The following is a 26,151-nucleotide window of genomic DNA, read 5'->3' on the forward strand; positions in this document are numbered from 1 at the left end:
GTGTTGAAGAGGAGCCTTATATACCTGTTATTATTGTTGGTTTGCTTGTGCCGTCCGGCGTTCGGCCAAGACAGTTTCTATCGGAGAACTTTTCCCTTGGAGCGTGTCAAGCTGCTGGACGGCCCTTTTAAACAGGCTTGCGAGCTGAATACCCGGGTACTACTTGCGTATGATGTCGACCGGCTGCTTGCTCCTTACTTCAAGGAAGCGGGATTGACCCCGAAAGGTGAGAGCTTCCCGAACTGGCTTGGTTTGGACGGTCACGTGGGCGGCCATTACCTGTCTGCGCTGGCAATCCACTATGCTGCGACAGGCGACACAGCGTGTAAACAACGCATGGAGTACATGATATCGGAGCTGTCCAAGTGCCAAGAGCATAACGGCGATGGTTATGTGGGCGGTGTACCCAACGGAAAGGAGGCGTGGGCCGAAATCCGCAGCGGCAATACCGCGGTCGTCTGGCAATTCTGGGTGCCCTGGTATAACCTGCACAAGACCTATGCGGGTCTACGGGATGCGTGGATCTACGCTGGCAATGAGACGGCCAAAGCGATGTTTCTGGAGTTATGCGACTGGGGGGTGGAGCTCATCGATCACCTTGATGACCAGCAAATGGAAGCGATGCTAGCCAATGAGTTCGGCGGCATGAATGAGGTGTATGCCGATGCGTACGGCATTACCGGGGACAGGAGATACCTTGAAGCCGCCAAACGGTTTTCGCACCGCGAAATCTTGGATAGCATGGCCGCGGGCATAGACAACTTGGATAACAAACACGCGAATACGCAAGTGCCCAAAGCCGTCGGTTACCAACGGGTAGCTGAGCTTGGTGGGGAACCAGCGTATGGCGAAGCAGCGAAGTTCTTCTGGCAGACAGTGGCCTATAATCGCTCGCTGGCCTTGGGGGGCAATAGCCGCCGCGAGCATTTTCCTTCGAAAGATGATGCCATCAGCTACGTATATGAACGCGAAGGTCCCGAATCGTGCAACACGAACAATATGCTGAGGCTTACCGCCGGACTATTCCGGATGGATCACGAGGCGGAATACATGGATTTCTACGAGCGGGCGCTGTATAACCACATCTTATCAACACAACATCCCGTGCATGGGGGCTATGTGTATTTTACACCTGCACGTCCGGCGCATTACCGCGTTTATTCGGCTCCGAACAGCGCTATGTGGTGCTGCGTGGGTACGGGGATGGAAAACCACGGTAAATACGGGGAAATGATATATGGTTATACGGGTGATTCGTTGCTGGTCAATCTCTTTATCGCATCTGAACTGAACTGGGAAGAACAGGGGCTGCGGCTTATCCAGGATACGCGGTTTCCGGATGAAGAGACCAGTAGGATGACAGTAAGGGTAGATAAACCTATGCACCTTACTGTATTAGTGCGGTATCCGCGATGGGTCGGCGCCGGGAAAATGCAGGTCAATGTGGGAGGACGAAACTATGCATCGGGTGCTTCTCCTGCATCTTACGTTGCCATAACCCGAGAGTGGCACGATGGGGACGTGATTGAGATGGCTATGCCCATGGAGATGGCCGTTGAGGAATTGCCGGATGTGCCGGATTACGTGGCCATTATGCGGGGCCCCATCTTGTTGGGAGCGCGGGTGGGCGACCACCGACTTGACGGGTTGATCGCCGACGATCACCGTTGGGCACACATCGCCCACGGTCCGTTGGTCTCATTGTTTGAAGCCCCAGCCTTGATTGCCGACCGCGAAACTTTGCTGAAAGCACTTAGGGCGATGCAACCGATGGTGGGTAAGCCGATGAGCTATACCGTACCGAAGTTTTTGCAACGCGAAAACGACAGCAGTTTGGTCCTGGAGCCGTTTTACCGTATCCACGACAGTCGTTATATGATGTATTGGCTGGCCGTAACACCTGAGCGCTATGCCGAAATCGTGGCCGAGAAGAAAGCGGAAGAAGAGCGGCGTTTGGCACTTGACCGACGAACCATCGATGCGGTTACGCCGGGAGAACAGCAGCCTGAGGTAGACCATGCGATGAAGACACACCAATCCCATACGGGCAGGCATCGCTACGCTTCGTGGCGGAGTGCACGCGACGGGGGGTATTTCCAATATGAGCTGGAAACGAAAGGTAGGCAGGACCTGGTATTGATGGTGAGATATTGGGGGGCTGAACCCGAAGGCCGAACCGTTGATATACTGATCGATGGCCAACGGTTGGGCGTGGAAGACATAACCGGTGAGCGGGACGAACAACGATTCAGGGATGTCGTATATCCCATCCCGAATACGCTGGTTAAGAATAAAGCATACATCACGGTGCGGTTTCAGTCGGCAGCAGGCCGAGAGACCGGGCGCGTGTTCCATATACGTTTGATGGAAAGTAAGTGATGGCCGCTTAGATACCGAGCCGTAAAGCTAAGGCTTAAATAAAAGCTGGCTAAACCGAAATAAATCCTTTTTCCACACGGCAAAGTCATGTTTGCCGCCCGCTTCCACATGATAGACGTGGGGTATCCCGTTTGTGTCGAGGTATTCGTGCAACTGCTGGCTGATCCGGATGAGATTGTCCTGGCCGCCGCACGACACCCAAAGCAGGCTTAGCGCTTTGCCGGCAGCTTTTGGATCGGGAATCAATTCGACCGGCGGTTTGGTGTTCGGGGCGGAAGAAAAGCCGCCTACCCAAGCGAACTTATCGAGGTTACCCAACCCAATGTTCAGCGATTGTCCACCGCCCATAGATAGCCCCGCGATTGCGCGGTGTTCGCGGTCCATGTAAACCGGGTAGTTGGCTTCGATGTACGGGATGAGGTCCGTAAGCAGATCCTTTTCGAATGCTGCGAATGCTGCCACCTTTTCCCGGTCGAAGATATTACCCTCGGCGCGGTCATTTTTCATGGCCCTGCCGTTGGGAAGGACAACCAGCATCGGAGCCAGTTTTTCCCCGGCGTAGAGATTGTCCAGAATGACATGAGGTTGGCCGTTGGTTAACCATTCAAACTCATCCCCTCCTATGCCGTGCAAGAGATACAGTACGGAATATTTGGCATCCTTGGTAAATCCCGGAGGGGTGTAAACCAACGCTGTCCGGTCGTTTCCGACCGTTTTGGATGGATAGTGAATCGTGTCGACCTTCCCTTTCATAATGTCCGCTGTGACAACGTCAAAGTAGTCGGGGATAGTGGGTAGGATTTCTTGGGACTGCGCTTGGCTTAGCCCAAGGGAAACGTACAGCAAGAAGGCAATTTTCTTTTCCATGGTTTGATGATATTTATTGTGGTTTATACATTTAATCGCAGACAGCCTGACTGGTTGTTTGGCAACAGACAATTACAAACCTACATACTAATCTTGAATCGTACAACCCGATTGCCGACAATCAATGATTTTTAGATTTGATTTATATTGCTGATTTTCTGTTGTTTGTGTGGTAATGTAACATGCCCGATGATTTATGTAACATGTTTTTTTTGCTTTCTTTTTTTGCTGTGTTATCATTGCGTCTCAGTTTCAAAATCACAGGCTGAAGATTATTAACCAAGTATTATTAACCTTTTATTCGACTTTGATTATGAGAGCTTGCCGTTTTGTTCCCGTTTAAAAAAGTGTTTTAATAACATTTATAAAGGTGGCCCGTGTGAGCTAACGCTTGGTGCTACAGATAGTGCTACCTGAATTTTTGGACCATATAAACCAATGAAGTGATGTTAAAACCTAATTGATACCTAAAGGGTAATTGAACCGCTAATACACACCGTTTACCTAGAGTGTCTTGATGCTGCACTCCATGGAAACGAATGACCTGACATTGACTAACTTAATTGAATAAACATGATCATAAATTTTTATCCGATTAAATGCTGGAAAGATTTATGGAGGTATACGCATCGAAAAGGGGGGTGGCTGTTGCCCTTTTTGGTGATGATTTATCTCCAGCTTTCAGCACAAGATTACCGGCAGGTACAGGGAATCGTAATGGATGCCGCTGAGACGCCGATAGCAGGAGCATCGGTAGCCGTGAAGGGAACAAGTATCGCTGTGGCGACGGACAATAACGGCCGTTTCGTTTTGCGCATACCCAGTGGAAAGCAGGTATTGGTGGTCTCCCATTTGGGGTCGGAACGGCTGGAACTGGCTGTCGAAAATGAAACGGACATCAAAGTGGTATTGAGCAGTGCGGATATTATGCTGGAAGAAACGGTAGTGGTGGGCTATGGCCAGCAAAAGCGTGAAACGGTGGTTGGCGCCATCACCCAAACAACCGGCAAGGTATTGGAGCGAACGGGCGGGGTTTCCAGTCTCGGGGCTGCGTTGACCGGTAATTTGCCGGGTTTGGTCACGCATGCGAGCACCGGGATGCCTGGCGAGGAAAACCCTCGTATTGTTATCCGGGGGCAAAACAGCTGGAACGGCAACGACCCATTGATATTGGTGGATGGCGTGGAGCGACCGGAGTTTTTCAGTCAGATGGATATTTTGTCGGTCGAATCTATATCGGTGCTTAAAGATGCGTCGGCGACAGCGGTGTTCGGTTCCCGGGGCGCCAACGGTGTCATCATCGTGACCACCAAGCGGGGGGCTGAGGGTAGAGCGGAGATCACTGGGCGGGTAAACACTACGTCCAAATTTGTTTCGCAGCTACCCGGTAAGATGGATGCTTATGATGCAATAGGTGTTCGCAATCGGGCTATCGAATATGAGCTTTCATTGAACCCAGCCAGTTGGAACGATATCATCCCTTATGATATTCGGTATAAATACCGTTCGCCGCTTAATCAGGAAGAAGCCGAACGATACCCTAACGTCGACTGGCAGGATCTGATGTTTAAGGATTATGCGATGGCATATAATGCCAACGTTGCTATCCGGGGAGGCACGAGGGTCACCAAATATTTCTCGAGCGTCGATTACCAAAAGGAAGGCGATTTGTTCCGGCAATTTGAAAATAATCGCGGATACACACCTGGCTACGATTACAATCGGTTGAACTTACGAAGTAATTTGGATTTCCAGTTAACACCGTCCACCAAACTGCAATCCAGTCTTAGTGGTACATACGGCGTTCGAAAAAGTCCATGGGGTGGAGGGAATGAATACGGATTCTGGATCGCCGCCTACCAGAATCCACCCGATGCATTGATTCCACGGTATTCAGACGGAACGTGGGGCTATTATCAACCGAATGAGCAGGCAGCCCTGAATTCCATAAGAATACTGTCGCTCGGGGGAGTATCCTATACCACCACCGCCCAATTGTCCACCAATTTCGTGCTCGACCAACAATTGGATATGCTGCTGAAAGGCTTGAATTTCAAAGGGACGCTGGCGGTAGACAATCGTTTCGTGGAAACGGGGAGGGGTGTAAATGACCTTTACAACAGTTTTCAGCAAAAATGGATCAATCCGCGGACCGGTCAGGTCATTTTTAAGGAGGCTTTCGACAGCCAAACCGGCTTTGATTATTATGACCAGGGGGCCGCTTGGTCGCCTACCGGCGGAAGCGTAAGCGGCGGGCAGACACAGCGTAGGCTATTCTACCAGTTGCAGTTGAACTATGCGGGTACAGTTGCCAATGACCACAATTACACGGCGATGGGCTTGATGAGCCGTCAGGAGGAAGCTACCGGAAGCATGGTGCCGCGCTACCGCGAAGATTGGGTGTTCCGGGGAACCTATAACTTCCGCAACAAGTACATGGTCGAATATAACGGAGCCTACAATGGCTCGGAACAGTTTGCCCCCGAATATCGGTTCGGATTTTTTTCATCCGGCGGAGTGGGGTGGAACATTTCCGAAGAGCCGTTTATGAAGAAGGTAAAGGGCCTCGACCTGTTGAAGATCAGCGCATCTTACGGGGAAGTCGGTGCCGATAATATCGGTCCGGATCGCTTTCTGTTCATGAACCAGTGGGCATATGGCGATGCGTCTCAATTGGGCGTGGTTGGTGAAGCCGGAGAATTCAGCCCATACACTTGGTACCGCGAAACGATGGTGGGCAATCCTGCAGTTCGGTGGGAAACTGCCTATAAATACAATCTTGCCCTTGATTTCGGTTTCCTTGATGGCCTCATCGGTGGAAGGTTGGACTATTTCCAGGATAACCGCAAAGATATCCTAATGGCAGGCGATCGATCGGTACCGAGCTATTACGGCACGGACGCCCCCGCGGCGAACCTGGGCCGCATGCGGACCAAAGGTTTTGAACTGACGCTTAACTTCAACCATACGTTTAGCAACGGCATCCGCATATGGGCCGATTTTGCCATGACGCACGCCAAGGATGAAGTGCTTTTCCGCGATGATCCGCAGCTGCTGCACGATTACCAGAAACAGCAGGGGTATCAGCTCGGCCAAGCACGCACGCACATCGGCCATGGGTATTACAACTCTTGGGATGAGCTTTATGCCAGCACGCCGCACAATACTAACGATGCCAATAAATTGCCCGGAAACTACCATATCCTCGACATCAACGGGGATGGCATAATCGATGCATTTGATTCGGCTCCGTACGGGTATTCAGGTATACCGCAGAATACGTACAACACCAATCTCGGGTTCGAATGGAAGGGCTTCAACGTATTCCTCCAATTCTACGGCGTTAACAACGTTTACAGGCAAGTCGTATTCAACAGTTTGACAGGCCAGGTAAACCGGGTTTACGAAGAGGGAACCTATTGGTCGAAGGATAATATCCATGCGGACGTTCCCATGCTGCGGTGGCAGACACTGACCGCCGGGTTCAACGCCGGACACCGCTATTTCTACGATGGCTCTTACCTGCGGCTGAAAAATGCCGAAATCGGCTACCGTTTCCAACCTGAGTGGACGCGACGGCTTGGCGTAGCCAATTTCCGCGTATTCGTCAGTGGCAACAACTTGTTGTTGTGGACGGATATGCCCGACGACCGGGAATCTAACTTCGCCGGCACGGGCTGGGCTTCGCAAGGGGCGTACCCCACCGTGAGGCGGTTGAACCTGGGCTGCAATGTTACCTTTTAATACAGATGGTTATGATAATGAATATAAAATCCAAGTTTATACGTAGCCTGCTGGTGCCGGCAGTGCTGGTAGTGTCCTCCTGTGAGCATTATCTGGAACGGACACCGGAGTCAATTATTTCAGAGGAAATTGCTTTCCAGAATTTTGTCAATTTCCAGGGATTTACCGAAGAGTTGTACCATTGTGTGCCCAATTTTGCAACCAGCTACTGGACCACTTCCTTCAACTGGGGCGACGATGAAATCCAATCCACAGCAAACAACTTCCATTTCGGCGTGAAAATCGAAAACGGTGATTTCTGGGGATGGCAGGTCGAACATGATGGGTGGGGAGCCGGTTGGATGGACAAAAGCTATGTGCGTACATCCTACAATTCGGGTAGTGTAGACCAGGATCGCATCGACAAGGGACTTTGGATACTAGCGTGGTATGGAATCCGTAAAACCAACCTGGGGTTGGAAAACCTGCATATGCTGACCGACGGTACACAGGAGGAGCGTAACTTGATTGAGGGGCAACTGCTTTTTTTCAGAGGATGGTTTCATTTTCAGTTGATCCAATATTTCGGAGGGCTTCCCTACATTGACAGGGTACTCCCGGCGGACGAACCGTTTCGTGAACCTCGCCTGAGCTACCACGAATGTGCGGAAAAAGCCGCGGCGGATTTCAGGCGGGCGGCGGACTTGCTACCCATCAATTGGGACGATACCGAGGCAGGCAGACGAACCCTTGGCAAGAATGCGTTGCGCGCCAACAAGATCATGGCGTTGGGCTACCTGGGCAAGAATCTGCTTTGGGCAGGTAGCCCATTGATGAATTATGAGTCTACGGGCAGCCGAACCTACAATACAGATTATTGCCGGCGGGCAGCGGACGCTTTCGGCGAACTGCTTCAATTGGTGGAAAGCGGGCAGACGCAATATGCATTGATGCCATTTGCGAACTATCACATGAATTTTTACACCTATGGTCAGAACTGGGCCATACCTGGTGGCACAGAAGCTATTTTCCGTCCACCTTACCACCGGGGCAACCATACAAACTGGGGCGCATCAAAACAGTATTTGCCAGCGCACATTGGCGACGGTGACATCAAGTTCCTGCCCACTGCCAACTATGTAAATTTTTACGGTATGGCCAATGGGCTGCCGCTTCCGGATGACATTACCAAGCCCGACCCGGAGTCCGGCTACGACCCGGAATTTCCCTGGCGTGGGCGTGATCCGCGGTTTTATAACAACATACTTTTTGATGGCGTGAAAGTGGTGCAAGGCTCCATACCGGCAAACATGGCGGGAGAACGGTATGCCAACCTATTCACCGGAGGAAGTTACCGCAACGTCAGTACGGGAAGCCGAACGGGCTACGTGAACCGGAAGTTCATTCCGATTACGGCCAACAACATCGACAGGGGATTCGACTATGGATATGCGCTCCATATCATGATTCCTTATATGCGGTTGGCCGACATCTACCTGATGTATGCAGAGTCGGTAGCAGTCGGGTACAGCTCGCCATCGGGGCAGTCTTCGACTTTTGCCAAGACGGCTGAGGATGCGGTGAATGTCATCCGCCAGCGCGCTGGTGTTGAACCGGTGCATGCCAGATTTTTAGGGTCAACCGAGGCCTTTTTGCCCGAATTGCGCCGCGAGCGCGCCGTTGAGCTGGCGATGGAAAGCCATCGGTTCAACGACCTGAGAAGGTGGTTGCTTTTGATTGAGCGGCCATACACCATCAAGACATCCATTGAATTTGATAGGGCCGGGGAGTTCAATACGGAAGATCCAGCAGAGAACCGGGTGGTAAACCTGAGGGAAGCAGTGATTTTGGAGCGTAATTTCAGCGAAAAGCATTATTGGTTGCCGCTGAAGGTCGCTGATGTAACGTTGTACCCGGAGTTTCACCAGAATCCGGGTTGGTAATGGCATGCTGAAAATTAAATGGAGAAATGACAATGAAAGATATACGATTAGCGATGGTGTGTAGTGTCACCATGACGCTGTTTTCGGCGACATTGCAAGCACAGGACACCATCAAAGCGAATATAGGTGATTCCGTCCAGGTGGCCTTCCGGACAGTCGAATCCCACGAGTTGACGGGAGGAGTGGCCTATGTGGGCGTCCCGCAACTGCTGGACAAAAATTATTTTACCTACTCCCTGTCGGAAATGGAAGCTTTTGCTGCAGGCTTTCACGGCAACCTGTGGGGGAATAATTCGTTTCTGGTGCTGGTAGACGGCGTGCCGCGCGATGCAGGCAGTGTAATGCCCACGGAAATCGAACAGGTAACCTTTTTGAAGGGCGTTGCGGCCGTAGCGCTTTATGGCAGCCGCGCGGCAAAGGGAGTTGTGATGATCACAACTAAACGAGGACGGGCCGCTGAGCAGACTGTTGAGGTACGGGCAAATGCAGGCCTGCATACCGTAAGACGCTATCCGCAATACCTGGGGTCTGCGGAATACATGACGCTATATAACGAAGCGCGGTTGAACGATGGTTTGGGTGCGCTATATTCAGCAGAAGATATTTATCACCATGCTGCGGGCGCCAACCCGTACCGGTATCCCAATGTGGACTATTATTCGCCCGAATACCTGAAGAATACCTACAATCGCTATGACGCCACTGTGGAAATAGCGGGAGGGAACCAGCGGGCAGCATATTACACCAACTTCGGATACTGGTCAGAGGGCACGCTCCTGAACTTCGGGCAGGCTGCTGACAACAAAAATGAGCGGTTTAATATCCGTGGCAATGTAGATATGAACATCAACCAGTTTATTGATGCCAAGGTAGACGCAGCCGCAATTTTTTACAATGGAAAAGGGGTGAATACCGATTACTGGAACGGTGCTGCAACCCTAAGGCCGCACAGGTTCGCACCGCTGATTCCAATAAGCATGATTGAAGCGGACGATGAGGAGTCGATGAGGTTGGTGGGGCTCAGCAGTAATCTGATCGATGGAAGGTACCTTCTCGGTGGAACGCAACTGGATCAGACGAATCCGTTTGCTGATATCTATGCAGGTGGTTCGAACACCTACACCAGCCGTCAATTCCAGTTCAATACCGCGGTAGACTTTGACCTCCGGAATGTACTGCCCGGGTTGTCGTTCAGCTCGATGTTCGGAATGGACTACGCAACATCCTATAATCAATCGTTCAACCATGAGTACGCAGTATACGAGCCTGTATGGAATAATTATGCAGGGGACGACCTGATCGGCAGCCTGACCCGCTATGGCCAGGATGCCAGTTCGCGCACCCAGAATGTCAGCAACAGTGCATTCAGGCAGACAATCGCCGCATCAGGCCAGCTCAACTACCGGCGGCAGTTCGATAGCCGGCACAATGTTTCGGCCACGCTGCTGGCCGGAGGCTTCCAACAGACTACTTCCGGTGTTTACCACAAGACGAGCAATGCAAACCTTGGTTTACATGCAGGATATAACTACCAGGGTACCTACTATGCCGAATTCAATGGTGCTTTGGTCCACTCAGCCCGGCTTCCCGAACGCAACCGGCAAGCCTTTAACCCAACTGCTACGATTGGATGGCGGATCAGCAACGAGCCTTTTATCGCTGGCTCATCGGCGATAGACAACCTGATGGTGTCGGTATCAGGCGGGATCCTGCATACCGATTTGGATATTGCCGACTATTACCTGTATGAGGCCATTTACGCGAACGCCGGGGATGAAGGTGGCGCATGGTATGGCTGGCGAGACATGTCGGCGGGCGAACGGACAACGGACTCCAGGCGTGGCGCGAACCCCAACCTGACTTTTCCCAAACGGGAAGAGGTCAGCGTAAACCTGAATGCATCCTTTTTCAACCAACTGGTATCCTTCAACGCGTCGTGGTTCGCAAGCCGGATGAAGGGATTGGTTGTCCAGAACGGAAACTTATTTCCGAGTTATTTTACCACGGGCTGGCCGGTGTCTTCTTTCATTCCTTATGTGAATTATGACGAAGATGAGCGTTCCGGTTTTGATTTCGATTTGCAACTGAATAAAAAAGTCGGCAATGCGGATTTGAGTTTGGGTTTGACCGGTACGTACTACAAAGCGATAGCAACCCGAAGGGCTGATATTTTTGAGGACAGCTATCAGAACAGGATAGGCAGGGAACTGGATGCAATCTGGGGATTGCAGGCGGAAGGATTTTTCAGCAGCGTCGAGGAGATTGAAAATTCGCCTACGCAGGCATTCGGCCAGGTGCGGCCCGGTGACATTAAATACAAGGACCAAAATAACGACGGTGTCATCAATGATCAAGACGCGGTCTATCTCGGTCGGGGTGGCTGGTTCGGCGCACCGTTTACCGCAGGGATACACCTGACTGCAAAATACCGCAACCTTACCGTATTTGTACTGGGAATGGCCAGGACAGGAGCTTATGCCCTGCGCGACAACTCCTATTTCTGGATTGCAGGCGAAAACAAGTATTCGGAGGTGGTGAGAGGGCGTTGGACCCCGGAAACCAGCGGCCAGGCGACCTATCCGCGGTTGACTACACTGAATGGAAATAACAATTTCAGATCATCCGACTTTTGGCTTTACAGTACGGACCGGTTTGATCTGGCCAGGGTACAGGTCTCCTACACGTTGCCAAAGCGTATCATCGGTGATGGCTTTTTCAACGAGCTTGGGGTATATATAAACGGGGCAAACCTGCTGACCATTTCCCCCAACCGGAAAATCATGGAGTTGAATATTGGAAGTGCACCCCAAACACGGTTTTTTAACGTTGGCGCGAAGGTGCTGTTTTAGTTAGCTACAAAAAATGAAAAGCGATGAATAAGAAACTTGTATATGTAGTTGTGGTGCTTGTCGCGGCATCGGGTTGTTCCGATCTTTTTGAACCGGCCATCCGGAACAACCGGGATTTGAGTGACATCCACGATGAGCCAAAGTACGCTGCCGGATTGTTGTACAATGGCTATACACGGCTCCCTACGAATGGCTGGTCTTTCAGCGATATGGCCACGGATAATGCCGTTTCCAATGACGAAGCCAATGCATATTATACAGTAGCCACAGGGCAATGGGCTTCAAACAACAACCCTCTGAATCAATGGACAAATTCACTGGCGGCTATCCAATACCTCAATGTGATGCTGAGGGAGGTTGATATGGTGAAATTTTCCGATGATCCGGTAATCAATCAGCTCTTTGTTGAGCGCACGAAAGGGGAAGCTTACGGACTGCGGGCGCTGTTCATGTATCATTTGCTCCAGGCACATGGCGGCGACGCCAATGGCGAATTGTTGGGTGTGCCAATCGTGCTGGAACCGGAAGACCCGTCTTCCGACTTTAATCAGCCGAGAGCTACGTTCGAGGCCTGTATGCAGCAGCTGTACAGTGATGTGGAGACAGCACTTGGCTTGCTGCCCCATGATTATGAAGATGTCAGCAACGTGTCAGCAATACCGGCCAAATACACCTCGCTCGGTATTGGGATCAGCGAATATAACCGGGTGTTCGGACAAGTGATGCGTTTGCGGCTGTCGGGGCGTATCCTGCGGGCGGTACGCGCACAGGCGGCATTGCTGGCGGCAAGCCCGGCATTCAGCCACGGGAACACCACCACTTGGGCCGATGCCGCGAACTATGCGGCCGAAGTGATCGATCTAAACGGCGGGATTACCGGACTGGCACCCAACGGGGTTACGTGGTACGACAACCGCAACGAAATCGATGGGCTTGGGTCTGGAGTAAACCCGCGCGAAATCCTCTGGCGTACAAACATCGAAGGAACAAGCAGCACTCTGGAGGCGCAGCATTTCCCGCCCACGCTATATGGAGCCGGATTGCTGAACCCAACCCAAAACCTGGTCGATGCATTTCCGATGGCCAACGGCTATCCCATTACTGCGGAACAGGCACAATATAATGATAACACACCCTATGCAAACCGGGATCCCCGGCTACAGCAATTTATTATTGTCAATGGAAGTACAGCAGGGGCCAACAATACGGCCATTTACACAGCAGTAGACGGAGGCACCAATGACGGGCTGAACCGGGTAGAGACATCCACACGTACCGGCTATTATATGCGTAAGCTGCTGCGGGGCGATGTTAACCTCAATCCAACCAGTGTTAACGCCCAACGGCACATCAAACCGCATATCCGGTATACCGAAATTTACCTGATTTATGCCGAAGCGGCTAATGAAGCATGGGGGCCGACTGCTACCGGTGGCAATAACTATTCCGCCTATGACGTAATCAAAGCTATCCGTCAACGGGCAGGGATTGGCCTCGACAATGGTGATGCCTATTTAGAGTCGGTCAAAGCAGATCAGGCAGCCATGCGGGAGTTAATCCGTAATGAGCGCAGGTTGGAACTCTGCTTTGAGGGATTCCGTTTTTGGGATCTGCGCCGTTGGAAGGCCAACCTTACCGAGACAGCAAAGGGCGACCACATCGAAAACGGAAATCACCGAATTATCGATGTAGAAGATCGGGTGTACCGGGATTTTATGATTTACGGTCCAATACCGTATAGCGAAATATTGAAATTCAGTGCATTACGGCAAAATAACGGGTGGTAAGTACTGCGGAGTCAATTGGAGGTTGTTTTAGAAGATAAATCATTTAGACATGAAACATATAGTTTATATCAGCGTAATACTTGTCACGTGCTTCACATCGTGTAAGAATGACGACTGGGAGTTCCCGGACTTTGACTACCAGACTGTGTATTTTGCCTATCAGTACCCGGTGCGTACCATTACGTTAGGGGAGGATATTTTTGATACGACGCTCGATAACGAGGGCAAATTTCGGATCATGGCCACCACGGGAGGCGTGTATACCACACGAAAGGATATCATTATTGATTTCGTGGTGGATGATGCGCTATGCCAGGGGTTGTTATTCGGAGGGGGCGACGGCGATGTGGTACCGATGCCGTCAAACTACTATGCATTGGCTTCTGATCGCATGGTCATTCCAGCTGGGGAAATCGCGGGTGGCGTGGAAGTACAGCTGACAGACGCTTTTTTTGCCGATCCTTTGGCGCTGAAGCGGACGTATGTGGTACCGGTACGGATGACGGGCGTCAATGGCGCAGACTCTATTCTGTCTGGAGTTCCGTTAGTCGCTAATCCGCAGCGGAGTGTCCCCGCGCATTGGGAGGTGGCACCCAAAGACTTTACCTTATACGCGGTGAAATATATCAACCCGTGGCATGGCTTTTACCTGAGAAGGGGCAAAGACGTCATTACCGGAAAGAACGGAAATGCTTCCCTGACCCGCACGGTTATTCGGCATGCCGAATTTATAGAGAACGACGAAGTCAATCAGTTGGTTACCCGATCCCGGGGCGAAGTGGAGTTCCCATTGGCATTTCCGGATGTCGACGGCGTCAATGTCACAGCTGATATTCTGCTGACGTTTGACGAGGATGGCAACTGCAACGTGACTTCGGCGGCGGCCGGATACACCGCATCGGGCAGCGGTAAGTTTGTAAAGCGTGGGGAAAAGAACAGTTGGGGAGCGCAGGACCGCGACGCGATTTACCTGGAATACGAGATCGATTTACCCCAGATGCATATTGCCGCAACGGATACACTGGTCGTCCGCAACAGGGGGGTATCAATGGAAACATTTACCCCCGTATTAAAGTAAATCTAACCATTTAGCAAAAGTAAGATGAACCAACTATGTAAAATGGGCTTACCGGCAATAGCGTTGTTCATGGCAGCCGCTTGTAATGAGTATGAGCCACTTGCCTTCCATGCAGTTAAGCCCGAGAGCGTGGTCCTGCAGGAGGATATTGATTCATACGATGCGCTAAAGTCGTATATCGATAGAAGCGTCCACAACCAGTTCAAATTAGGGGGGGCGACTTCCCTTTCCAGCTATGTCCAAAAAGGGGTGATGTACCGGTTGATGAACAGAAATTTTGACGAGATAACCCTGGGCTATGCAATGAAACACGGCGCAGTGGTACAGGCCGACGGCAGCCTCATCCTGTCTGACGTGGCTGGTTTCTTGGCGATGGCCAACGCGGCAGCCTTATCCGTATATGGCCATACGCTGTGCTGGCATGTCAATCAAAATGCCGCTTACCTCAATAAGCTGATAGAACCAACGGTCATTCCCGGGACAGCCGAGTCGGGCGGCGGAGGAGATGCCGGCTATGCGTATACATTTACCAATCAGTCTGCGGTAAACTTCTGGGAAGCACAGGTAGCATATGATTTGCCGAATTTGGAAAACAATCAGGAATACGTGCTGAAGTTTGCCGTAAAGGCCACGGAAGCAGGGACTATACGTGCTGAAGTCCAGTCTACGTCGGATTATTCGTCCAATAGCTTCGGCACTTTCGCGGTAAGTCCGGCATGGCACGAATATGAATTTACGACTACTACAACCAAAGGCGACCGCAACCGGCTTGTAATCAGTTTTGGAGACTATGTGGGTACGGTGTATATCGACAATGTTTCGCTAACCGTTAAAAACAGTGCTTCAAATTTGATTGCAAACGGTGATTTTGAGAGCGGGACCGACCAAGGATGGGCGGGATGGGGGAATGGGTCGACCAGAGGCGTGTCAGCGTACGGAGAAGGCTTCGGTGGAGTGGGCGATCAAATCATTGAAAAGACCCCCGAGGAAAAGAAGGAGATTTTGACAACGGCTTTGGAAACCTGGATAGCGGGCATGATGGAAGTCGCGAAGGACCATGTACACGCATGGGATGTGGTCAATGAGCCCATGTCAGACTGGCCGGCTCCTTATCAGTTGAAAACAGGCCTGGGAAAAACGGACATGGCCAGCGACGAGTTTTATTGGCAGGACTATTTAGGAGCGGATTATGCCGTAGTAGCTTTTAAGTTGGCGGAGCAGTATGGCAAGCCGGGTGACCTGCTGTTCATCAACGACTACGGCCTGGAATCAAGCCTGGATAAGTGCAAGGGCCTGATTGAATATGCAAAATACATCGAAAGTCAGGGAGCACGGGTAGATGGAATAGGTACGCAGATGCATATCAGCACATCCAATGACAAGGAGCGGATAGCAGAGATGTTCGAACTGTTGGCCGCTACAGGGAAGTTGATAAAAATATCGGAACTTGACATTGGTGTGGGCGTGCCGACAGCCCAGGCGACCGAGCAAGATTATCAAGCACAGGCGGAGATGTACCGATACGTGGTCGAAAAGTATTTTGAGCTGATTCCTCCGGCACAGCGTTACGGCATTACGGTCTGGAGTCCGCTGGATAGTCCCCAAGGTTCAAGCTGGCGGGCGGGTGAGCCGATTGGATTGTGGACGGAAGGGTATGTCAGGAAGCCGGCTTATGCAGCTTTTGCCGAAGCGTTAACCGGCCAATAAAATAACGCACGTGTGTATGACAAAACAGGTGCTTAGACTCTTTTTGCTTTTGGTAGTAGTGACAGGTTATGCTGCTGCGCAAGAACGATCACTGACGCTATGGTACGATGCCCCTGCGGGCGACGACTGGCTGCGTGCGCTACCCATTGGCAATGGCTTCCAGGGGGCCATGGTATATGGCAACGTGGAAAAGGACGAAATCCAACTCAATGAGGGTACGGTATGGACAGGAAGCCCAAATCGGAACGATAGTCCGACGGCACTGGCCGCATTACCGGAAATTAGGAAGCTGATTTTTGAAGGCAAGCACCGCGAAGCGCAAACACTTGCGGACCAAACCATGATGGCCGGGAAGTCGAACGGTCAAGCATTTCAGCCCGTGGGCAGTTTGCACCTAATCTTTCCGGACCATCAGGAGCCTACTTCCTACCGGCGCGAACTGGATATCGAGCGGGCCATAGCGGCGACAGAATATGAGATAGATGGGATTACTTACCGCCGGGAATATTTCGCGTCAAATCCGGCGCGCCTGATCATTATCCGGTTGACGGCCAGTAAGCGCGGGTCGCTGCGTTTTGATGTTGCGTTGTCTACGCCGCAGCCGGAAGCAACTGTCGAATGCAGCGGTAACATATGTAGTATTAGCGGGGCCACCGGGGGTTTTGAATCCGTGCCGGGCGGGGCACTTCGGTTTCAGTGCTTGGCCCAAGTGCGAGTCAGCGGAGGGAAACTGACTGCCACAAACGGGCGCCTCCATGTTACGGATGCAAATGCTGCCACAATTTTCGTCAGCATAGGCACCAATCATATCCATTACGCTGATTTAGGGGGCGACGAAGCAAAAAGGGCAAAAAACTACCTCATCAATGCGCGCGGCAAATCCTATAAGCGCTTGGTGGATGAACATGTCAAACAATATCAGCCGCTATTCAACCGGGTTGCCTTACAAATCGGCGAACCGTCTCCCTCGTCGAAGCCAACGGACGAACGATTGGCAGCGTTCCGGCAGGGGATGGACCTTGATATGGTCAATCTGTATTTTCAATACGGCCGTTACCTGTTGATCGCTTCTTCCCAACCGGGCGGGCAACCCGCCAACCTTCAAGGGATTTGGAATAAGGAAATGAGTCCGCCCTGGGACAGCAAATACACGATTAATATCAATACGCAGATGAATTATTGGCCAGCGGAGCGGACCAATCTGCCGGAAACTCATCAACCACTATTTGACCTCATTAAGGATATTTCTGATACCGGAAAGGAAACTGCGCGGGTGATGTATGGAAGCGGAGGATGGGTTGCCCACCACAATACAGATCTGTGGCGTATTACTGGGCCGGTAGACGGTGTATTCTGGGGTATGTGGCCCATGGGCGGTGCTTGGCTTTCGCAACATTTATGGGAACATTATCTGTACCATGGGGATTTGGAATTTTTGCGGCATGTTTATCCGGTTTTAAAAGGAAGCGCGGCATTTTTTGTCGATTACCTTATACCGGAACCCACGCATGGCTGGCTGTTGGTGTCGCCCAGTATCTCTCCCGAAAACGCACCCCAAAGCCGCCCAGGAGTGTCGATTGACGCCGGTACGACCATGGATAACCAATTGGTTTTTGATGTATTTGATGCGACCATCCGGGCGGCCGATGTGTTGGGCACTGATGAGGCGTTTGCAACCTTGTTGAAGGAAAAGCAGGCCTTGTTGCCGCCGATGCAGGTCGGCAGGCATGGTCAGCTACAGGAATGGTTGGCCGATTTGGATGATCCGGAGGATAAACATCGGCATATTTCGCACCTGTACGGACTGTTTCCGTCCCGGCAAATATCGCCGTTTCGGACACCCGGCCTTTTTGCGGCGGCGCGGGTGACCTTGGAACAGCGCGGCGATGTCAGCACCGGTTGGAGTATGGGGTGGAAAGTAAATTGGTGGGCGCGTATGTTGGACGGAAACCGTGCGTGGAAGCTGATCCGGGAGCAGTTAAGCCCGGTGGGAACAAACAAGGACGGAGGCGGTAGCTATCCGAACCTCCTTGATGCCCACCCTCCATTTCAAATTGACGGTAATTTCGGCTGTACCTCAGGAATTGCCGAAATGCTTCTGCAAAGCCACGATGGGGCTATTCACCTATTACCTGCCCTGCCTGATGATTGGAAACCAAGTGGATCGGTAAGTGGTTTGCGCGCGCTTGGCGGCTTTGTTATCGAACACTTAGCATGGAAGAATGGCCGGATTACCCGGCTCACTATACGCTCTGAACTTGGCGGAAACCTCCGGTTGCGATTGGGCGCGCCGATGCCATATGCTAACCTGAAGGCGGCATCGGATGGTGCAAACTTAAATCCATTCTTTTATGTGCCGGCAATAAACCAGCACATAGACAAACAATTAGTATATCCCGATGGGGTGTCTGATGTGTTTGAATATGATATAGCTACACAAAAAGGCAAGACTTATCATGTTTTATAAGGTATTCGGTTGATAGTTGTCGAATAAACACTTAAATTCGCAGAACGCCATTTATATACCAAAAACGTAAGTTATGTTCCGATACATTTTCTTTTTATCAGCCGCATTGCTATGTTCGAGGTGTGCGTCTGCCCAATCAGGTAAACTCTTTACTGTAGACTCGGAACTTTCCAGCAGCATGGTCACGGACGTCCATCAGGGACGGAGTGGCTACGTATGGATTGCAACCGAAGATGGGTTAAATAGATTCGACGGTATCAAATTCAAGGTGTATAGGCACAACGAGCACGACCCTCATTCCGTGCTGAACGATATGGCGTTGGTTCTTGCCGAGGATAAGCAAGGGCAGATGTACGTAGGTTACATTAATGGTGTTCAATACTACGATGCCGCGAGCGATTCGTTTCACCATATCCCGCTTAAACTTCAGAATGGTCAGGAAATAGCTGCCCATGTCTTGACCATCGTCCAACGAAAAAACGGCCAGATGCTTGTTGGAACGTCGGGCCACGGCATATTTGAACTGCAACAGAGGGCTGGCCGGTGGGAGGGTACTAAGCTTGAAGGGCTGGTGCCAAGCAATATGATCATCCGGATATTCGAAGACCATAAAGAAAATCTTTGGATTGCGACGGAAGACAACGGGTTATTCAGGTTCGGCGACGGAAAACTAACGGATTACTTTGCAGCTAAAAAAGTCCAGAATAATGTGGTATCCAGTATATGCGAAGACAAATACGGTACGATCTTCGTCGGCAATATGAGCGGTGGACTATTCCGATACAACACGATTGACGATGCGTTTGTTCGGGTACATTATAGTGGCGGAGGGGATCTTGCCGTGGCAGATTTGCTGGTCAGTTCGCGGAATGAGTTGTACATAGCTACCAACGGAGCGGGGATGAAACTATACGATGAGGAATCAGGCGTGGTTAAGGACATGGACCTGACGATGACGACGTTCGATTTCAATACAACAAAAATAAACTCGATCCTCGAAGACAATGCTGGAAACATCTGGATGGGTATGTACCAACGCGGAGTATTTTTGCTGCCCACGCATAAAAACAGCTTTGGCTATATCGGGTATAAATCGGTAAACCGTAATTTGATTGGTTCAAATTGCGTGATGTCGATATTTGAGGATAGTAAGGGCACGTTTTGGATTGGCACTGATAACGACGGACTATATGCCCTGGGTCCAGATGGCGGTTCGAGCAGGCATTACGGGTGCCGCGGTGGAGTACGGTCGGTACCTTCCACTATTATGTCCATTTATGAAGACTCATATGGAGATCTCTGGATTGGCTCCTATTCGGATGGTTTAGCAAAGTTTAACCCGCACACCGGTCAAAGCACCTACTTAACGGAGCTTGTGGATAAAAACGGAGATAACGTACAGCGCATATACGGGCTACGGGAGGATAAGGAACAGCGCCTTTGGATAGCCTCCATGGGATCTGGACTGTTCTGTCTCGATTTGAAATCCGGTACCATCCGTAATTTTAGCGCCGTTGACGGCACGGTATACCGTCCGGATAGCAACTATCTACCCAACGATTGGATCAATTGTCTACTGTTATCGAGAAATAATAAGCTTTATATCGGCACTTTTGATGGGTTAGCCTGTTTGGATTTGGAAAATGAAAATTTTGTGACGGCGTTTGGGACCAACCGGTTGCTCAGTAACACGGTGGTGTATTCACTTCATGACGACGATAAAGGGCATTTGTGGGCGGGTACTTCCCGGGGACTGGTATGCCTCAATATTGCTACCCTTGAAATGAATATCTTTGATATGGATAACGGCCTGCCCAGCAACCTCATCTGTGCTGTGGAGGGAGGCCCAAACGGGGATATCTGGGTAAGTACGAACCGCGGAATCGCAAAAATGGACGTATCGGAATCCCGATTTTTAAATTTTTATGCCGGGGATGGACTTCAGGGCAACGAGTTTATGACCAAGGTTTCGCTCGCGGCGAAAAACGGGGATTTATATTTTGGAGGAATACACGGCGTCACTTACTTCAGACCAGGCGAAATCCACATTCAAAATAAAAAACGGATCGTGAACATTGTTGATTTTTACGTGCGTGATAAGGCGGTGAGAAAAGGTATGAAATCCGGGCGCTATGCGATTGTGGATACCGCGGTAAACCATGCGCAAACATTCCATTTGGACTACCGTGACAATTCATTCAGTGTGGAATTTTCCACGATGGACTTCAACGACTCCGAAAGGGTTTCATACGTGTATTCACTAAATAACAACGAATGGCTTGCTTTGCGACCGGGCAACAATCGCCTGGCGTTCGACAACCTGGAGGCCGGTGAATATCGCTTGCGCATCCGTGCCCGATCAAACGATACATTTTCCGATATTAAGGAGGCCCGGATTATCATTCACCCTGTTTGGTTCCAGTCTACATTGGCCAAATGGATGTATGCGCTGGTAACGATTATGATTTCGGTTGCCATTGCAAAGGCCTATCGAAACCGGCGACGCATACAGCAACAAATGCAGGTCCATCAGCAAGCCGAAGCGGTCAACGAGGCCAAGCTGCAGTTTTTTATCAACATTGCACATGAGATCCGGACCCCGCTGACCTTAATTGTAAGTCCGTTGAAAAAGCTCATGGGAGACAAAAGCGACGATAAGCGGACTCGTTTATATACCATTATGGATCGCAATGTACGTCGGATACTCGATTTGGTCAACCAACTGATGGATATCCGGAAGATTGAAAAACGTCAGATGACACTGCGATTTGAGCGTGTGGAGATGAATCAGTTTACCAGGGCCGTCTGCTTATTATTTGAAGAACAGCTGGATGCAAAAGACATCCGACTGGAGATAGATTGCCCAGAAAGTGAATTGTTTGCCATTATTGATCCGCGTCATTTTGATAAGATATTGATCAATATCCTTTCAAATGCCTGCAAGTTTACACCTTTGGGGGGGACTATTCGCGTTTCATTGCGATCAGAGTTCATTGGAATGGATGCAACGGAATATCTGACTATCGCAATAACAGACTCGGGTCAGTTTATCAATGAGGACGAAAAGGAACGGATTTTTGAATGTTTCTATCAATCACCGCACCATCGGGATCACCATCCAAATGGTACGGGCATCGGCCTTTACCTTGCGAAGCAATTAATGGAAATGCATAGCGGTACCATCGGCGTCGAAAATGTAGCGGGGGAAGGTTGCCGCTTCCAATTACAGTTGCCTATTGGCGATGTATCCCAGATCCCGGTATTCAGTCCTACCCACTTTGGAACGACCGATCGAATTCGAATCACACCAATAGCTGACAGCGACCAGGACGAGATGAAACATAGGAAATCATCCAAAGTTGTAATCGTCGACGATGACTTGGAAATTTGCGACTACATACGAAGCGAATTTGAATCGTTTTATACCGTGGTCACATATCATAATGGAGAAGACGCCTACAAAGGAATATTGAAAGATACACCGGACTTGATAGTAAGCGACGTGATGATGCCTGGCATGGATGGAATGACGCTCTGTGGTCGGATAAAATCCTGTCCGCTTGTCAGACACGTACCTATCATTCTGCTGACGGCCAAAGCGGAAGAGTCGGATACCGAAGACGGCTTTGATGCAGGAGCCGATGCTTATCTCGTCAAACCATTCTATATGACCGTTCTACTGAAAACCGCGAAAAGCTTAATCCGGAACCGTGAGCTGGTCAAAAACAGTGAGCGCGAAGCGCAGTTTCAAGGTGAATTTATTTCCAAAGTCAAGCTGAAAAGTTCCGACGAAAAGTTGTTGGAAAAGGTTCACCGTATTATTGACCGGAATCTTAACGAATCGCGATTAAGTGTCGAAATGATCGCTAATGAAATCGGCATTAGTCGGGTACATCTTCATCGTAAATTGAAGGAATTGACCGGACTAACCACCCGGGATTTGATCCGAAATATCCGATTGAAGCAGGCCGCTGAATTGATTACCCATAAGGGTTTGAGTGTTTCTGAGGTGGCATATGCTGTCGGCTATGCCGATGCGAACACCTTCTCCGTCGCATTCAAACAGCTGTATGGCGTATCTCCCACAGCTTATTATACTACGAATGACGTTTAGCGACGCTTTTCACGCAAAGAGATTGGGCGCCCGTGACTAATGGGGCGCCCGTGCGTGATGTCTTTATTGCGTACTCAACTCACCATACGGGTGAATCGTCACGATCTTTCCATCGCCATCATACCGCAGTTCGGTGGCCTTGATATTGCGGAGATGGGTTTTGCCACCCGATAGTTGGGTGTCATGGTAGAACAGCCACCACCTGCCGCCATGCTCTACAATCGAATGATGGGTGGTCCAGCCGATTACCGGAGTCATAATGACGCCTTGATAAGTAAAGGGCCCGTAGGGGCTGTCGCCAGTAGCGTATACCAATTGATGGGTATCGCCTGTCGAATACGACAGGTAGTATTTGCCTTGGTATTTGTGTACCCAGGAGCCTTCGAAGAAGCGCCTGTCATGGTCGCCCGTCAGCAACGGTCGTCCGTTTTCGTCCAAAATAACGATATCCCGTACGGCTTCAGCAAATTGCAGCATATCGTCTGTCAGTCGGGCCATTTTTGGTGTCAAGGCGGGCAGGCTATCGTTTTCGAGGTCTGTCGATGAGCCCTGCGGATCATATTCGCCTGAAGCCCAGCGTTGCAATTGTCCTCCCCATATGCCACCAAAGTATAGGTAGGATGTGCCATCGGTATCTGTAAATACGGCCGGATCCATGCTGAAACTACCCTTGATGGGCTCAGGTTCGGCGACAAAAGGGCCATAAGGTTTGTCGGACGTAGCCACGCCGATGCGGAAGATATCCTGCTTGTCTTTGGCAGGGAAATAAAAGTAATATTTCCCGTTTTTGTATGCTGCATCGGGCGCCCATAGCTGCCTCCCCGCCCAGGGTATGTCTTCCAATTTCAATGCAACGCCGTGGTCCGTGACTTCGCCGCCCACGCTGTCCATGGAAAACACATGGTAATCCCGCATGTCAAAGTGGTCGCCATTGTCGTTTTCGGGCGTGCCGGCATCGATGTCATGCGATGGGTAGACGTAAATTTTACCTTCGAAGACATGGGCCGAGGGGTCAGCGGTATAAATATGCGATACCAAGGGTTGGGATATGGCTCCCTCAAAAAGCGGGTCGCTGTCGGTTGATTGGGCGGGTCGCTGTTGTTGTTGGCATGTGGCCAATAGGAGCGAGCAACCAGCGGAGGCTGCCAACACTGAAAAATAGGTTTTTTTCTTCATCATGACTAAGGTCAAATGGTTAATAATCAAGGTGCATCTTTTCCTAAGAATGCAACCGATTGCAATATTACCGAATTTTCCGTATACTTGCCAAGTAACCAGTGTGTTTAACCAAATTTTATTAAAACCATCATGAGCAGTACAGGAGCGTCAAACATGTTATTAGCGAATGTCATTCGCGCCGCTGCATTGTCTATTTTTTTTCAGGTGATATTTTGCTCGTTTATTTTGGCCGACGTCACGCTTCCCCGTTTAATCAGCGACGGGATGGTATTGCAGCGCGAGACAGCGCTCAAGATATGGGGTTGGGCATCACGAGACGAATACATTCGTGTAGATTTTGCAGGCAAAACATATGATGCGGTCGCCGATGCCGACGGAAAATGGCATGTTTTACTCCCGCCCCTTGACGCAGGGGGGCCGTACACGATGACCATAACGGGCGGCAATGAAGTGACGGTAAATGATGTCTTAGTTGGCGATGTATGGTTTTGCTCGGGGCAATCCAACATGGTGCATATGCTGAACATCCACGATGTAACATACGCAACGGATATCGCGGAAGCCAATTATCAGGAGATCCGGCAATTTCTGGTGCCAACCGCCGCCGATTTGCTGGCACCGCAAAACGATTTTCCGTCGGGCTCTTGGACGAGGGCCATGGGGGAGGATGTGCGGTCATTTTCAGCGGTCGCATATTTTTTTGCCAAGAAAATATACGATACTCATAGGGTACCCATTGGTATCATCAATGCCAGTGTAGGCGGCACGCCCATAGAAGCTTGGATTAGTGAAGAGCGGCTGCGCGTATTTCCAGCTCTCAACGGCACCATACAGCAAAATAAAGATACCGCATATGTACAATCCGTCAACCGTGCCGCGGCACAAGCAGCAAGGCGCAAGTCCTTTGTCCCGTCCGCAGGTGGATGGCGCAACATTAACGTGCCCGGTTATTGGGAAGATCAGGGAATCAGGGATTTGGATGGTGTCGTATGGTACCGGAAAGAAGTGGACATTCCGGCCGCAATGGCGGGTAAACCCGCAGGGGTCTTTCTCGGCCGGATTGTAGATGAAGACGTTTTAACGATCAATGGCATTGAGGTGGGCCGGACGACCTATATGTATCCGCAGCGCAGGTATAAGGTCCCTGGCGGCGTATTGAAGGCGGGGAAAAATAGTTTTCTCGTCAAGGTAACCAACCATGGTGGTAAGGGCGGTTTCGTGCCGGATAAGCCGTATTGCATTTTTGCTGGCCAGGACACTGTTGATTTAAAAGGCACCTGGCAGTATAAAGTCGGGGAGGTATTCGACTATCACCATGCAACGGTGCCCAGCATCAACATCCAGAACCAACCGGCTGCGCTGTTCAATGGTATGGTAGCTCCGGCAATTGACTATGCCTTGAAAGGCGTGCTGTGGTACCAGGGCGAAAGCAATGTAGGCCAGCACGCCGACTATGTGCTGCGCCTACCCGCGTTGATAAACGACTGGCGCACGAAATGGGGCAACCAAATGCTACCGTTTTTGTATGTGCAGCTTCCCGGCTTCATGGAGTACAATTACCTGCCGTCCGAGAGTAGTTGGGCAGCGTTGCGCGAATCCCAACGCAAGGCGCTGGCTGTCCCCCAAACGGCGATGGCGGTTGCGATTGATCTGGGGGAATGGAATGACATCCATCCTGATAGGAAAAAGGAAGTCGGCGAACGCTTAGCCCTGCTTGCCCGGAAGCTTGTTTACGGCGAAGACCTGGTTGCCTCCGGTCCGATGTATCAGTCGTACCAGAAAGACGGGCATAAAGTGTCACTTTCATTCGACCATGTAGGTAGTGGATTGGTTGCCCGAGATGGGGGGGCACTAAGCGAATTTGCCATCGCTGGGCCGGATAGGAAGTTTGTTTGGGCCAAGGCAGAAATAAGAGGAGACCGGGTAGTGGTATGGAGCGAGAAAGTCGGTGATCCGATGTATGTCCGCTACGCCTGGGCCGATAATCCCGTAAATCCCAACCTGTATAATAAAGAAGGACTGCCAGCTTCGCCGTTTGAAATCCAAATCAACTAATAT

The 26,151-nt window shown here is 50.7% G+C and carries 12 protein-coding genes; 10 read left to right on the top strand and 2 right to left on the bottom strand.

Annotated elements, in window-relative coordinates; translation table 11 throughout:
- The first annotated feature begins 3 nt into the window (after window positions 1-3).
- On the top strand, window positions 4-2,379 hold the full coding sequence (locus JHJ32_RS06105) for a glycoside hydrolase family 127 protein (protein ID WP_200120334.1): 2,376 nt from the start codon (window positions 4-6) through the stop codon (window positions 2,377-2,379).
- 27 nt (window positions 2,380-2,406) lie between these two features.
- Here JHJ32_RS06105 and JHJ32_RS06110 read toward each other — a convergent pair whose 3' ends face one another.
- Complete coding sequence (locus JHJ32_RS06110) at window positions 2,407-3,246, bottom strand: esterase family protein (RefSeq protein ID WP_090974278.1); 840 nt, start codon at window positions 3,244-3,246, stop codon at window positions 2,407-2,409.
- A gap of 573 nt (window positions 3,247-3,819) precedes the next feature.
- Between JHJ32_RS06110 and JHJ32_RS06115 the strand changes: the two genes are divergently transcribed.
- The 8 genes from JHJ32_RS06115 to JHJ32_RS06150 all read left to right on the top strand — a co-directional run bounded on the left by JHJ32_RS06115 (window position 3,820) and on the right by JHJ32_RS06150 (window position 22,914).
- Window positions 3,820-6,990: a TonB-dependent receptor gene (locus tag JHJ32_RS06115; RefSeq protein WP_200120335.1), complete on the top strand. Its 3,171-nt coding sequence runs from the start codon at window positions 3,820-3,822 to the stop codon at window positions 6,988-6,990.
- A gap of 11 nt (window positions 6,991-7,001) precedes the next feature.
- Window positions 7,002-8,912 (top strand): RagB/SusD family nutrient uptake outer membrane protein, encoded by a 1,911-nt coding sequence (locus JHJ32_RS06120; RefSeq protein WP_090974310.1) that lies wholly within the window; start codon window positions 7,002-7,004, stop codon window positions 8,910-8,912.
- 32 nt (window positions 8,913-8,944) lie between these two features.
- Window positions 8,945-11,761: a SusC/RagA family TonB-linked outer membrane protein gene (locus JHJ32_RS06125; RefSeq protein WP_200120336.1), complete on the top strand. Its 2,817-nt coding sequence runs from the start codon at window positions 8,945-8,947 to the stop codon at window positions 11,759-11,761.
- A 23-nt stretch (window positions 11,762-11,784) separates the two neighbouring features.
- Window positions 11,785-13,548 (top strand): RagB/SusD family nutrient uptake outer membrane protein, encoded by a 1,764-nt coding sequence (locus JHJ32_RS06130; protein WP_079716127.1) that lies wholly within the window; start codon window positions 11,785-11,787, stop codon window positions 13,546-13,548.
- A 49-nt stretch (window positions 13,549-13,597) separates the two neighbouring features.
- On the top strand, window positions 13,598-14,626 hold the full coding sequence (locus tag JHJ32_RS06135; protein WP_079716126.1) for a DUF5627 domain-containing protein: 1,029 nt from the start codon (window positions 13,598-13,600) through the stop codon (window positions 14,624-14,626).
- 24 nt (window positions 14,627-14,650) lie between these two features.
- Window positions 14,651-16,333: an endo-1,4-beta-xylanase gene (locus JHJ32_RS06140; RefSeq protein WP_200120337.1), complete on the top strand. Its 1,683-nt coding sequence runs from the start codon at window positions 14,651-14,653 to the stop codon at window positions 16,331-16,333.
- A gap of 16 nt (window positions 16,334-16,349) precedes the next feature.
- Window positions 16,350-18,800, top strand: coding sequence for a glycoside hydrolase N-terminal domain-containing protein (locus JHJ32_RS06145; RefSeq protein WP_200120338.1), 2,451 nt, complete (start codon window positions 16,350-16,352; stop codon window positions 18,798-18,800).
- Window positions 18,801-18,873: 73 nt separating this feature from the next.
- Complete coding sequence (locus JHJ32_RS06150; protein WP_200120339.1) at window positions 18,874-22,914, top strand: two-component regulator propeller domain-containing protein; 4,041 nt, start codon at window positions 18,874-18,876, stop codon at window positions 22,912-22,914.
- 63 nt (window positions 22,915-22,977) lie between these two features.
- On the opposite strand, the gene JHJ32_RS06155 is transcribed toward JHJ32_RS06150, so the two are convergent.
- Window positions 22,978-24,093 (bottom strand): glycoside hydrolase family 43 protein, encoded by a 1,116-nt coding sequence (locus JHJ32_RS06155; RefSeq protein ID WP_233632508.1) that lies wholly within the window; start codon window positions 24,091-24,093, stop codon window positions 22,978-22,980.
- Between the two features lie 129 nt (window positions 24,094-24,222).
- Here JHJ32_RS06155 and JHJ32_RS06160 point away from each other — a divergent pair, with 129 nt between their 5' ends.
- A complete protein-coding gene (locus JHJ32_RS06160) occupies window positions 24,223-26,148 on the top strand; it encodes a sialate O-acetylesterase (protein ID WP_233632509.1) in 1,926 nt (641 codons plus the stop codon).
- Window positions 26,149-26,151 lie beyond the last annotated feature (3 nt).

The sequence above is a fragment of the Parapedobacter sp. ISTM3 genome (assembly GCF_016533505.1).
GTDB lineage: Bacteria > Bacteroidota > Bacteroidia > Sphingobacteriales > Sphingobacteriaceae > Parapedobacter > Parapedobacter luteus.